The sequence below is a fragment of the Streptomyces sp. NPDC027663 genome (assembly GCF_055566415.1).
This window is the reverse complement of sequence record NZ_JBVHSK010000001.1, coordinates 940,520-952,686: the sequence shown is the minus strand read 5'-3', so window position 1 is coordinate 952,686 and position 12,167 is coordinate 940,520. Positions and strand designations below refer to the sequence as shown.

13 protein-coding genes are annotated in these 12,167 nt (G+C 72.8%); 5 read left to right on the top strand and 8 right to left on the bottom strand.

Features of this window, described 5'->3' with window-relative positions:
- Positions 1-9: 9 nt before the first annotated feature.
- Positions 10-3,267, bottom strand: coding sequence for an AfsR/SARP family transcriptional regulator (locus tag ACZ4SF_RS04295; protein ID WP_468378315.1), 3,258 nt, complete (start codon positions 3,265-3,267; stop codon positions 10-12).
- Positions 3,268-3,281: 14 nt separating this feature from the next.
- On the bottom strand, positions 3,282-3,779 hold the full coding sequence (locus tag ACZ4SF_RS04290; protein ID WP_468377976.1) for a DUF6578 domain-containing protein: 498 nt from the start codon (positions 3,777-3,779) through the stop codon (positions 3,282-3,284).
- A gap of 108 nt (positions 3,780-3,887) precedes the next feature.
- Here ACZ4SF_RS04290 and ACZ4SF_RS04285 point away from each other — a divergent pair, with 108 nt between their 5' ends.
- Positions 3,888-4,688, top strand: a complete 801-nt coding sequence (locus tag ACZ4SF_RS04285; protein WP_468377973.1) for a site-2 protease family protein — start codon at positions 3,888-3,890, stop codon at positions 4,686-4,688.
- On the opposite strand, the gene ACZ4SF_RS04280 is transcribed toward ACZ4SF_RS04285, so the two are convergent.
- From ACZ4SF_RS04280 to ACZ4SF_RS04270, 3 genes are read right to left on the bottom strand one after another with little or no spacing between them, the layout of a single operon-like run.
- Positions 4,678-4,956, bottom strand: a complete 279-nt coding sequence (locus ACZ4SF_RS04280; protein ID WP_468377970.1) for a hypothetical protein — start codon at positions 4,954-4,956, stop codon at positions 4,678-4,680. The two genes, ACZ4SF_RS04285 and ACZ4SF_RS04280, sit on opposite strands and share 11 nt — an antisense overlap.
- A 13-nt stretch (positions 4,957-4,969) precedes the next feature.
- Positions 4,970-5,674: an NADPH-dependent F420 reductase gene (npdG, locus tag ACZ4SF_RS04275; protein ID WP_468377967.1), complete on the bottom strand. Its 705-nt coding sequence runs from the start codon at positions 5,672-5,674 to the stop codon at positions 4,970-4,972.
- A gap of 43 nt (positions 5,675-5,717) precedes the next feature.
- A complete protein-coding gene (locus ACZ4SF_RS04270) occupies positions 5,718-6,791 on the bottom strand; it encodes a sialidase family protein (protein ID WP_468377963.1) in 1,074 nt (357 codons plus the stop codon).
- A 105-nt stretch (positions 6,792-6,896) separates the two neighbouring features.
- On the opposite strand from ACZ4SF_RS04270, the gene ACZ4SF_RS04265 reads away from it, so the two are divergent.
- Positions 6,897-7,493, top strand: a complete 597-nt coding sequence (locus tag ACZ4SF_RS04265; protein WP_468377960.1) for a hypothetical protein — start codon at positions 6,897-6,899, stop codon at positions 7,491-7,493.
- 165 nt (positions 7,494-7,658) lie between these two features.
- Here ACZ4SF_RS04265 and ACZ4SF_RS04260 read toward each other — a convergent pair whose 3' ends face one another.
- Complete coding sequence (locus tag ACZ4SF_RS04260; protein WP_468377958.1) at positions 7,659-7,892, bottom strand: hypothetical protein; 234 nt, start codon at positions 7,890-7,892, stop codon at positions 7,659-7,661.
- A gap of 58 nt (positions 7,893-7,950) precedes the next feature.
- Here ACZ4SF_RS04260 and map point away from each other — a divergent pair, with 58 nt between their 5' ends.
- The gene (gene map / locus ACZ4SF_RS04255) at positions 7,951-8,808 is read left to right on the top strand and encodes a type I methionyl aminopeptidase (RefSeq protein ID WP_468377955.1); all 858 of its coding nucleotides are present in this window, start codon (positions 7,951-7,953) and stop codon (positions 8,806-8,808) included.
- A 140-nt stretch (positions 8,809-8,948) separates the two neighbouring features.
- Positions 8,949-9,596 carry a biliverdin-producing heme oxygenase gene (locus ACZ4SF_RS04250; RefSeq protein WP_468377953.1) on the top strand — a complete coding sequence of 216 codons (648 nt, stop codon included), beginning with the start codon at positions 8,949-8,951 and terminating at the stop codon, positions 9,594-9,596.
- A 49-nt stretch (positions 9,597-9,645) separates the two neighbouring features.
- On the opposite strand, the gene ACZ4SF_RS04245 is transcribed toward ACZ4SF_RS04250, so the two are convergent.
- Complete coding sequence (locus ACZ4SF_RS04245) at positions 9,646-9,843, bottom strand: hypothetical protein (RefSeq protein WP_468377950.1); 198 nt, start codon at positions 9,841-9,843, stop codon at positions 9,646-9,648.
- Positions 9,844-9,959: 116 nt separating this feature from the next.
- Positions 9,960-10,688, bottom strand: a complete 729-nt coding sequence (locus ACZ4SF_RS04240) for a PhzF family phenazine biosynthesis protein (RefSeq protein ID WP_468377947.1) — start codon at positions 10,686-10,688, stop codon at positions 9,960-9,962.
- A 327-nt stretch (positions 10,689-11,015) separates the two neighbouring features.
- Between ACZ4SF_RS04240 and efeO the strand changes: the two genes are divergently transcribed.
- Positions 11,016-12,152: an iron uptake system protein EfeO gene (gene efeO / locus ACZ4SF_RS04235; protein ID WP_468377943.1), complete on the top strand. Its 1,137-nt coding sequence runs from the start codon at positions 11,016-11,018 to the stop codon at positions 12,150-12,152.
- The last annotated feature ends 15 nt before the right edge of the window (positions 12,153-12,167 follow it).

The following is a 12,167-nucleotide window of genomic DNA, read 5'->3' as shown; positions in this document are numbered from 1 at the left end:
CCCGGGCGGTCAGACGAGGGCGGTGGCCTCCGCGAGGGAGAGGCCACCGCCCTCGTCGTACGCGGCCTGGTACGCCCGGTCGTCGAGCGTCTCCCGGACCCGGGCCTCGGTCATGTCGCGCACCCGCCGCTCCACCCCGATGGCTATGTGACCGGCCGGCATGAGGGCGTCCGCCGCGGCCAGGCAGCGGGCGGCGTCGGCGGCGCGGCCACCCCCGTCGGCACGGGCGAGGGCCATCGCGGCCACGTTGAGGCAGATGGATTGCAGATGGGGGGTGATGGCCTCGGTCAGCGGGTCGGTGGCGCGCCGCAGCGCCTTGCGCGCCCGGGCCAGCGCCTCCTCGGTCCGCTCCTCCAGCGCGTCCAGCCAGGCCTCCTGGATCAGGATCATGGCGTCGAAGACGACGAAGTGCGCGATCTTGAACTCCTCGCGCAGCAGGTGAAGCTGCTCGCGGGCCTCGGGGACGCGGTCGGCCAGACCGAGCCAGCAGGCGAGGAAGAGCCGGGCGGCGGGCATCGCCTCGTTGTGGGCGCCGTCCTGGCTCGCGATGACCTCACGCAGCAACCGCTCACCGCGCACGCTGTCGCCGGACTCCATGAGCACACTGCCGAGCCGGGAGCGGAGCACGGCCACCTGGGCGCGAGCGCCGAGGCGGTCGGCGCGGTCGATGGCCGCCTGGTAGTCGGCGACGGCCTCGGCGTAGGCGCCCCGGCGTTCGTGGGACTCGCCGCGGGCGGACAGCGCCTCGGCGGTGCCCCAGTCGTCGCCGAGGCGGCGGTAGATCTCCAGCGACTCGTCGGCGTCGCGGGTGGCGTCGCCGGCCCAGGCGGCGCGGTTGGCGAGGAGGTTGGCGCGCCACTGCAGGGCGCCGGCCAGTTCCCACTCGTAGCCCGGGGTGTCCCGGCAGGTCCGCACGGCGGCGTCGATGATCGTCCGCAGCCGGTCCATGCCCCCGGTCAGCATCACGGCGAAGAACCACAGCAGGCCCGGGGCGCGGCAGGTCTGCGGCAGCCCGGGCTCGTAGACCTGCGTGATGATGCGCAGCTTGGCCCGTGCCTCGGGGGTCTCCCAGGCTTCCATGTCGGTGTCCATGCAGGCCAGGTGGGCCAGGTGGACACCGCGCCGGGCCTCGGCGAGCACCTCGCCGGTGTACGGGGGCGGGGTGTCGGTGCAGCGGTCCCAGACCGGCTGCGCGCGGCGGACCGGTTCGGCGAACGGATCGGGGCCGAGCGCCATCACGTCCCAGCACCAGGTGCGGGACTCGATGCGCAGGTCGCTCATCTGCCAGAACCAGATCATGGACAGCGCCAGGGCCAGGGCTTCCTGCTCGTCGCGCGCGGCGACGGCGTGCCGGAAGGCGGTGCGCAGGTTCTCGTACTCCAGCTGGAACCGGTCGATGGCGGCACGCTGTTCGGGGCCGCGCAGCATCGGGTCGGTGGTGCGGGCGAGTTCCCGGTAGTACGTCAGGTGGGCGCGTTCGGCCTCGCTGCGGCGGCCGGTCTCGGCGAGCCGTTCGGCCGCGTACTCGGCGACGGTCTCCAGCAGCCGGTAGCGCATGCCGCCGTCGGCTGCGGGGGCGGCCACGACCAGGGACTTGTCGACCAGGGAGCCGAGCGCGTCCAGGGCGACCGGGCCGCACACGGCCTCGGCGGCGGCCAGGTCGCAGCCGCCGGCGAACACCGACAGCCGGGCGAGGACGTCCCGTTCGTCGGCGTCGAGCAGGTCCCAGGACCAGTCGACGACGGCTCTGAGGGTCTGCTGGCGGGGCAGCACGGTACGGCTGCCGGAGGTGAGCAGCCGGAAGCGGTCGTCCAGCCGGTCCGCTATCTGCCGGGGCGACAGCATGCGCAGCCGGGCCGCCGCCAGCTCGATCGCCAGGGGCAGTCCGTCGAGGCGGCGGCAGATCTCGGCGCACGCCCCGGGATCGTCCGTGGCCCGGAAGCCGGGCCGGGCCGCGGCGCCGCGCTCGGCGAGCAGCCGCACGGCGACGGGTTCGGGCAGCGGTTCCACCGGCCGCAGCAGCTCCCCCGGCACGCCCAGGGGCTCACGGCTGGTGGCGAGGACGGTGAGTCCGGGGCACCGGGCCAGCAGGCGCTCCGCCAGCTCGGCCGCGGCGGCGACGACGTGCTCGCAGTTGTCCAGGATGATCAGCATCCGGCGCCGGGCGCAGTGCTCCACGAGCCGTTCGAGGGGGTCGCCGTGCCGGTCGGTGACCGCGCGCATGCTGTCGGCGCCGGCGCCGTGCAGCACGGTCTCACGGGCGCCGATCGCGGTGAGCACGGCCTGCGGTACGGCGTCCGGGTCGTCCACGGGGGCCAGTTCGGCGAGCCACACCCCGTCCCGGACGGTGTGCCGTACCGCCTCGGCGGCCTCCTGGGACAGCCGGGTCTTCCCGGCGCCGCCGGGCCCGAGCAGGGTGACCAGGCGGGCCGCCGCGAGGTCGGAGCCGATGGCCCGGATGTCGGCTTCCCGGCCGACGAAGGAGGTGAGCCGGGCGGGCAGGTTGCCCGGGCCGGCCGCGGGCCGGGGGTCCGCCGGTTCCGCGTGCAGCAGCTCGGTGTGCAGGGCGCGCAGTTCGGGGCCGGGGTCGGAGCCGAGCCGGTCGGCGAGCAGGCGTCGTACGTCCTCGTAGGCGGCGAGCGCCTGGGCCGGGCGGCCGGCGTCGCGCAGGGCCCGCAGCCGCAGCGCCTGGAGCGGCTCGTCCAGCGGGTGGCCGTCGCACAGCGCGGTCAGCTCGGGCAGCGACTGCTCGGCTCGGCCGAGGGCGAGGGCGGCGGTGTGGCGGGCGCGCAGCGCGTCGAGGCGGCGGGTCTCCCAACGGGCCGCCTCGGCGGTGTGGCCGGGCAGGTCGGCGAGTGCGGGGCCGCGCCACAGGGCGAGGGCGTCGTCGAGGACGGTGGCGGCCTTCGCCGGGTCGCCGTCGGCGAGGGCGCGCAGGCCGTCGCCGGTCAGCCGGTCGAAGCGGGTGAGGTCGATATCGTCGGGGGCGGCCGTGAGCCGGTAGCCGCCGTCGGCGGAGGCGACGGCGGAGGCGCCGAGGGTCCGCCGCAGCCGGCCGACCAGCGCCTGCAGCGCACCGGCGGCGTCGGCGGGCGGCTCGGCGCCCCACACCTCGTCCACCAGCACGCCCACCGGCACGGTCCGGCCGGCCCGGAGCGCGAGCACGCTCAGCAGGGTGCGCAGCCGCGCCCCGCCGACCGGGACGGCCGTGCCGTCGGGGCGGATCGCCTGGGTGGTGCCGAAGAGCTGATAGCGCACGGGGTCCATTGTCACCGGAGCGGTCAGCGGTGCTCACCGGGCTGCGACGGCGTGCCGTCCGGGACGTCCGGGACGTCCAGGGTGACGAGGACGCCGACGGCGCGACGGACCCGGTACGGCGCCTGCCGCGGCGGCGGCTCCTCGTCCTCGTAGGCGTCGAACCACTTCGGGCAGGCGTCGAGGGGTTCCCGGGCCGTTGCGCCGGGCACGGCCTGCAGGGCCCGCCCGGTCGCGCGGAACACCAGCGTGCCGGGTTCCGGCTCGGGTTCCGGTGCGACGGCGAGCGGGTCGTGCCGGGCCAGGTACTCCTGGAGCACCAGGTCGACCGCGGCGACGCGGCCATGGGTCTCATGATCCGGGCCGCCGTGGTTCTCCACCCGTGCCGCGGCGCCGTGGCAGTCGCCCTGCGGGTCCTCTTCGTCGACGGCGACGAGCCGCCAGCCGACCTCGTCCCCCACCGCGAACGGAGTGCCGCAGCACTCCATCTGCCAGTCCTCGTAGAACACCCGCGTCTGTGGCATTCCTTCACCTTCCCGGAACCGGGCGGCCACCGCGAGACGTTTTCCCCGAGAGCCCGTGCCGGGTACGGTCGGGCTTTCGATCACTCACGCCGACAGGGAGCCCGTCCCATGACCACCGCCACCACCCGCCGCGGCGACCGCCGGGTCAGTCCCGTGTTCGTCGGCATCCTGGCCGTGACGGCGGTGACCGGCTGGGCCACCTGGACCGGGTTCGCCGCCCAGCCGGGCATCGCGGTGTTCCTGTTCGTGACGGCCTCCTGGATCGTCTCCCTGTGCCTGCACGAGTACGCGCACGCGCGCACCGCCCTGCACGGCGGGGACATCACGGTCGGCGCGAAGGGCTATCTCACGCTGAACCCGCTGAAGTACACGCACGCGCTGCTGAGCATCGTGCTCCCGGTACTGTTCGTGATCATGGGCGGGATCGGTCTGCCCGGCGGCGCGGTGTTCATCGAGCGCAACCGGATCCGGGGCCGCTGGCGGCACAGCCTGATCTCGGCGGCGGGCCCGCTGACCAACGTGCTGTTCGCGGTAGTCTGCACGGCCCCGTTCTGGCTGCACGCGCTGGACGGCGTGCCCGCGGAGTTCCGGTACGCGCTGGCGTTCCTGGCCCTGCTGCAGGTGACGGCGGCGATCCTGAACTTCCTGCCGGTGCCGGGCCTGGACGGCTACGGCGTGATCGAGCCGTGGCTGTCGTACAACATCAAGCGGCAGGTGGAGCCGTTCGCGCCGTTCGGGCTGCTGTTCGTGTTCGCGCTGCTGTGGCTGCCGTCGGTGAACGCGGCGTTCTTCGACGTGATCGACGCGCTCCTGCGCGGGCTGGGCATCAGCGGCAACGACACGTACTGCGGATACGACCTGTTCCGCTTCTGGCGGGAGAGCGACCCCTACTGCGCCGTCAGCCCGTGACCGAGCTGCCCTGTCCGGCGGCGTCCCGGGCGCGCTTCACGTAGTAGAAGGTCATGTTGGACGTCAGGCCCGCCAGCAGCACCCAGACGATGCCCAGCCAGCTTCCCCGGGCGAAGGAGACGACCGCGGCGGCCACGGCGAGGAGGCAGACGATCAGGGTGTAGAGGGCGAGTCGCCGGGCCGGGCCGGGCGGGGGCAGGGGGGACATGACGGACGGCTCCTGTCGGGGACACTGCTCGGGACTGCTTCGCCGACCAGTGTCCCCCATGGCCCCGCGCGGCTCACACGTCGGTGACGCGGAGACCGGCGTGCGCCTTGTAGCGGCGGTTGACGGAGATCAGGTTCGCGACGAGAGACTCGACCTGGTGGGCGCCTCGCAGCCGCCCCGCGAAGACGCCGCGCATGCCGGGGATGCGCCCGGCCAGCGCCTGCACGATCTCCACGTCGGCGCGCTCCTCGCCGAGCACCATCACGTCGGTGTCGATCTGCTCGATCTGCGGGTCCTGCAGCAGGACGGCCGACAGGTGGTGGAAGGCGGCCGTCACCCGGGAGTCGGGCAGCAGGGCGGCGGCCTGCTCGGCGGCACTGCCCTCCTCCGGCTTGAGCGCGTAGGCGCCCTTCTTGTCGAAGCCGAGCGGGTTGACGCAGTCCACGACGAGCTTCCCGGCCAGCTCCTCGCGCAGCGCCTTCAGGGTGTCGCCGTGGCCGTCCCACGGCACGGCGACGATCACGATGTCGCTGCGGCGGGCGGTCTCGGCGTTGTCGGCGCCCTCGATGCCGTGGCCGAGTTCGTCGGCGGCGGCCCGGGCGCGCTCGGCGGCGCGGGAGCCGATGATCACCTTCTGGCCGGCCCGGGCGAGCCGGTAGGCGAGGCCCTTGCCCTGCGGGCCGGTGCCGCCGAGCACGCCGACGACGTACCCGGAGACGTCGGGCAGGTCCCAGGGGTCCTTGGCGGGGGCCTTCTGTGCGCTGTCGGTAGAGGTCATGGCCCGACTCTACGTCCGTGACGGCACGGGCACCGGCACCGGCTCAGGTCAGCCGCTCCACCGGCACCCGGCGGAAGGTGATGGTGCTGTAGGCGCTGAAGTCGCCGGTCTCGTAGAGGAGTCCGACCGTGTGCCGGTCGACGCGGACCAGGTCGGAGTAGGCGGCGGGCAGCCCGTCGGCGGTGAACGCCGGGCGCCAGGTGGTGCCGCCGTCGGCGGAGGCGCGGATCGTCATCAGGGCGCGGGCGGCGGGGTCGGCCGGTGCGGAGAAGAGGAGCAGGTCGGGGTCGCGGAGCTGGAGCACGGAGGCTTCGCAGACCGGTGCGGTCAGCCCGGCCTGCGGGCGGAAGGGCTTCACGAGGGTCTTCCCGCCGTCCCGGGAGTGGGCGTCGGCGCGGTTGCCCGGTGAGGGCGAGTCGTTGCGGGTGTTGAAGTAGACCCGGCCGTCGAGGAGTTCGGCGGCGGTGGTCTCGTTGACGTTGACGTATCCGTCGGTGTTCTCGTCGAGGTAGCCGAGGTACCAGGTCTCGCCGCGGTCGTCGCTGAGCAGGCAGTGCCCGCTGTTGTACTTGGCCTCGGTGCCGGTGTCGCCGCCGGTGGGCGGCAGGGTGTGGTTGGCCGGGACGAGGACGCGGCCGGAGGTGAGCTGGAGGGCGTGGCCGGGGGTGGTGGCGTACCAGCGCCAGCCGGGCTTCTTCACCTGCCGGGTGATCTCCTTGGGCCTGGACCAGGTGACACCGTCGTCGTCGCTGTGCTGCACCCACACCCGGCGGCCGTCGGCGTCCTTGACCTGGCCGCGCAGGATGGCGGCCTCGGTGGCCCAGGCGGCGGCGCGGATGTGCACGAGCAGGATCCGGCCGGTGTCGAGGACGACGGGGGCGGGGTTGCCGGCGAGGTTCTTGCCGTTGGCCGCCGCGACCGTGAGCGGTCCCCAGGTACGGCCGCCGTCGGTGGACCGCTTCAACACGATGTCGATGTGCCCGTGGTCGGCCGCGGAGTCGGCCCGGCCCTCACAGAACGCGAGCAGTGTGCCGGCCCGGGTGGCGACGACCGCGGGGATGCGGAAGCTGGCGTACCCCTCCCGGCCCGCGCGGAAGGGGACGGTGACGTCGGTCATGGGCGGCTCCTCACGCGAACGGATGGGCCGTGACCATCCCCAGGTCGGGCGAATTCAGGGTGAACTTCGTGTCACGAGTGGTCTGTTGCGGCAGGATGCGGCCGCATGGACGCCGTACGGGTCGCGTTGCTGCGTGAGGTGCTCGCCGGGACCGAGTGGCTGGGAGCCACCCGGAGGTTCGCCGGGGTGTTGCGCGGGTCGGTGGTGGCGCACGGGGGTGGGCTGCTGCTGGTGGGCACGCCCGGGTACGAGCCCTGGCACCTGGCCGCGCATCTGGTGGACGAGGCGGCCTGGTCGGGGACGCCGGAGCTGGCGCCGACGCTGGTACGGCAGCACGCACGCCCGTCGGACCCCGCGCATCTGGCCGTCGGGCCGGGCCGGATCGCGGCGGCGCGGCGCGGTGAGACCCTGCTGGTCGTGGCGCCCGAGGAGCCCGCACCGCTGCTCGAACAGGTGCACGAGGCCCGGCGGGCCGGGGTGACGGTGCTGGCGCTCGGGGCGGGCAGGGGCGAACTCGCCGCGATGGCACACGACACGCTGGCCGTGCCGGACGGGGCGGAACTGGACCTGGACAGCGTCCAGCACCTGGTCAGCGCGGCGGCGGGCGAGAACGCGGGGGCGCCGAGGGGGCGACGGGGTTTCCGGGACCGGTTGTCCGGGCTGGCGGAAGCGCTGATGACACCGCCGGCTGCCCCCTGGTGACCGTCCCACCCGACCACCGGCTCGGTCCACCGACAGGCCGGCCGCACGGCTCCGGGCGGCCACGTGGAACCAGACGATCCCGGACGAGCTGCGCGGCCGGCTCGCCGGGATCGAACTGCTGTCGTACTCGGTCGGCCCGCAGCTCGGGGTCCGGCAGCGGTCCGATCAGGTGTCTTCGGGGTTGCCGCCCGCGGGCGCGTCGTGCCAGCGCGGGTCGTTCTCCCACTGGAGGTTGCGCTCGGCGGCGGTCTCCATCGCGTGCCGGGCCTCCTCCGGGGAGGCGTACGGCCCGAAGCGGTCCTTGCCCGGGCAGTCCGGGCCCTCCTCGACCTTCTTGTGCTCCAGGCAGTAGTACCACTCGCCCGGCTTGCCGACGGTGCGCTTCTTGAACAGGGCCATGAACAGCTCCTCTCGCCACCGACATGTTCCCCCATGTCCGCTGGTTAGACTCGCTGGCATGTCTGGCCAGTCGCTGCTCGTACCAGGGGAGCTGTCTCCCACCCGTTCGGTCCCCGGAAACATCCGTCGTCCCGAGTACGTCGGCAAGCCCGCGCCGGCGCCGTACACCGGGCCGGAGGTGCAGACCGCCGAGACCATCGAGGCGATGCGTATCGCCGGCCGCATCGCCGCGCAGGCGATGGCGGAGGCCGCGAGGATCATCGCGCCCGGGGTCACCACGGACCAGCTGGACAAGGTCGCCCACGAGTACATGTGCGACCACGGGGCCTATCCGTCCACGCTCGGCTACCGCGGCTTCCCGAAGTCCCTGTGCACCTCGGTCAACGAGGTGATCTGCCACGGCATCCCGGACTCGACGGTCCTCAGGGACGGCGACATCGTCAACCTGGACGTGACGGCGTACCTCGGCGGGGTGCACGGCGACAACAACGCCACCTACCTGGTCGGTGACGTGGACGAGGAGTCGCGGCTGCTGGTGGAGCGCACGCGGGAGTCCCTCGAGCGCGCGATCAAGGCGGTCAGGCCGGGCCGGCAGATCAACGTCATCGGCCGGGTCATCGAGTCGTACGCCAAGCGCTTCGGCTACGGCGTCGTCCGCGACTTCACCGGTCACGGCATCAACTCGTCGTTCCACTCGGGCCTGATCATCCCGCACTACGACAGCCCGCACGCGACGACGGTCATGCAGCCGGGGATGACCTTCACGATCGAGCCGATGCTGACGCTGGGGACGCACGAGTACGACATGTGGGACGACGGCTGGACGGTCGTGACCAAGGACCGCAAGCGGACGGCCCAGTTCGAGCACACGCTGGTGGTGACGGAGACCGGCGCGGAGATCCTCACCCTGCCGTGACCCGGCCGTACCGCTGAGCCCGCCCCTGCCCGGGCGGGCTTTCTCATGCCCTCCTCCCGCTCTCCGGACGCGTCCGGTGTTTTTTTCCGACACCGCGTCGGTAAACTTACCGACAGCAGGTCGGCAAACGAGGAGTGTCCATGGAGTCGTTCTCGGCCCTCATCCGCACCGCGTCGCACGAACAGCACACCGAGGCGGAGTCCTCGGCCTTCATGAGCGACCTGCTGGGCGGCCGGCTCGGCGTGGCGGCGTACACGCGCTACACCGAGCAGCTGTGGTTCGTGTACGAGGCACTGGAGAGCGCGGCGGAGCGACTGGCCGCGGACCCGGTGGCGGGGCCGTTCGTCCGGCCGGAGCTGCTGCGACTGCCCGCGCTGGAGCGGGACCTGGCCCATCTGCGGGGGCCGGGCTGGCGGGCGGGCCTGAGCGCGCTGCCCGCGACGCTGGCGTACGCGGACCGGGTGCGGGAATGTGCCGGGCGCTGGCCGGGCGGCTACGTCGCCCATCACTACACGCGGTACCTCGGCGACCTCTCCGGCGGCCAGGTCATCCGCGACAGGGCGGAGAAGACCTGGGGCTTCACGAAGAAGGGCGACGGCGTCCGCTTCTACGTCTTCGAGGAGATCGCCAACCCGGCCGCGTTCAAGCGGAGCTACCGGGAGCTGCTGGACGCGATAGCGGTGGACGACCTGGAGAGGCAGCGGGTCGCGGGCGAGTGCAAGCGGGCGTTCGCGCTGAACACGGCCGTGTTGCGGGCCCTGGGCGAGGAGTTCCCGCAGTCCGCGTGAGCCCTGGCGGCCGGGTCCCCCGCCGCGCGGGAGGGGGACCCGGGCCGGGTCAGCGCAGGTAGTCGCTGCAGTGGGCACCGGCCCAGGACGTGCTGTTCTCCAGCGAGTGGAGTTCGCCTGCGTACGGGCTGCAGACGGCCTCGTCGTCGTCCAGGAGGTCCTGGGTGTGGGCGCCGGCCGACGCGGCGCCGGTGGCGGCCAGCGCCGCGGCGAGAGCGGTCGCGGCCAGGACTGATCTGATACGCATGATGCTCCTCTGGAGGAGGGGGAGTGGTCACGCCCAGAAGTCCCCGCTCGCCATGGCGCGCACACGCGGTACCACTCGAACGGAGGTGCGGACGGCCGCCCGGACGGGTGCTTCCGTCAACGCTCCAGGTACACCCGTCCACCGACCTCGATCCAGCCGTGCGGCTGGGGGGCGGTCAGGATCTGCGAGCCCCTGCCCTGGGTGATGTTCAGTGCCCGGCCCAGCCGGTCGGTGAGGAGGAGCGCCGCCGCGCCCGTCGCCTCGTCCTCGTGGATGTCCCCGGTGCAGGAACCGGCTTCACCGGAGCGGCTGCCGTCGCGCTCCTCGACGCGGCTCCGGAAGGCGCGGGCCCGCACCCGGCCGGCCGCCTCGTCCTCCCAGGCCCACGCATAGACCCCCCTCCTGAGTCCGCCCGGGGGGACCTCCGTCTCGCTTCGCTCGTCCGGCGGCGGCACGTCGAGGGCTTCCACCTCGGCGGCGTCGGCGTACTGCCGCAGAGTGCGCGGCGGCGCCCACTCCGCCCGGGCCTCGATCCAGCTGAACTCGCCGTCCTGCCGGGCCCCCACGACCCCGGCGGGCGTGATCAGTTCCGGCACGTCGAGCAGCCAGGCCGTGCCGACGCAAGGGTGTCCGGCGAAGGGCAGGCGCACGGTGGGGGTGTAGATGTCGATCACTCCGCGCTCGGGGTCGTCCACGAACACGGTCTCGCTGAAGCCGAGTTTGGCCGCCAGCGCCTGCCGGTCGGCACGCTCGGGAAGCACCGAGCCTTCGCGCACGACGCCCAGCTCATTGCCGTAGCCGCCGTTCGGTGCGCAGAAGACGCGGAGCACGTCGTAGTCAGTCACTCCGGAATTGAAACACCGCGGCCCCGGCCGGCACGCCCCGGACGAGACCGCCGGCGGGTACGCCTCCGGTGTCCCGGCCGCCGGCGGGCAGGACGCCCCTCCCCCTCCGGCGACGGACGACGGCGCGGATCTCCGTCCGCGGCGGCTCCGGATCTACGGTCTTGACCATCCCTTTACGTTTCTTTGGAGTCTGGTTTTCGCCAGTGAGATCAAGCCGTGCCTGTGAGATTTCCGTGAGACCTGAATCACGACCCAGGGCTGTATGGGTGAGGTAAGCCTCATGTAAGTTAGGGCAGCCTCACCAGACCAGATCCGCTTGGAGCCTGCATGCGAGCCGTCCGACTGACCGTCACCGCCGCCGCCACCGCGGCCGCTCTGACCGCCCTCTCGGCCTGCACGGCGAAGAGCGACGCCAAGGACGGTGACGCCATCCAGGTCACCGCGGCCGACTCCACGTGCGACACCTCCACCAAGACCACCCCGGCCGGCCAGGTCACGCTGAAGATCGAGAACAAGGGCTCGCAGGCCACCGAGGTCGAGATCCTGTTCCCGGACGACCGGATCGTCTCCGAGAAGGAGAACATCGGCCCGGGCACCAAGTACACCCTCACCGCCGAGGTGAAGGCCGGCTCGTACGAGATCGCCTGCCGGCCCGGCATGAAGGGTCACGGCGTCCGGCAGAAGCTCACCGTGACCGGCGGCGGCAACACCGCCAAGCGCGACCCCAAGCTGGACAAGGCCGTCGCCGACTACCGCCAGTACGCCCAGGACCAGGCCGACGAGACGCTGCCGCTCGTCGAGACCTTCGTGAAGGCCGTCAAGGACGGCGACGTCGAGGGCGCCAAGAAGGCCTACGGCATCTCCCGCCTCGGCTGGGAGCGCACCGAGCCGGTCGCCGAGTCCTTCGGTGACATCGACCCGAAGGTCGACGTCCGCGAGGACGGCCTGGAGGACGGCCAGAAGTGGACCGGCTGGCACCGCCTGGAGAAGGCCCTCTGGCAGGACAAGAAGATCGGCGCCGAGGAGAAGACCCTCGCCGACCAGCTGGCGAAGGACCTCAAGGACTGGCAGGGCCGGGTCGGCAAGGCCGAGATCACCCCGACCTCCATGGCCAACGGCGCCAAGGAGCTGCTGGACGAGGTCGCCACCGGCAAGGTCACCGGCGAGGAGGACCGCTACGCCCACACCGACCTGGTCGACTTCAAGGGCAACGTCGAGGGCGCCCAGAAGGCGTACGAGCTGCTGAAGCCGGTCGCCGCGAAGAACGACCCGGCGCTGGCCAAGGAACTGGACAAGCAGTTCGCGGCGCTGGACACGCTGCTCGACAAGTACCGCTCGGACAAGAACTCGTACGACTTCGTCTCCTACGACAAGGTCACCAAGGACCAGCGCAAGGAGCTGTCGGACGCGGTGAACGCGCTCGCCGAGCCGCTGTCCAAGCTCGCCGCCGCGGTCGTGAAGTAAGCAAGGGGGCAGGGC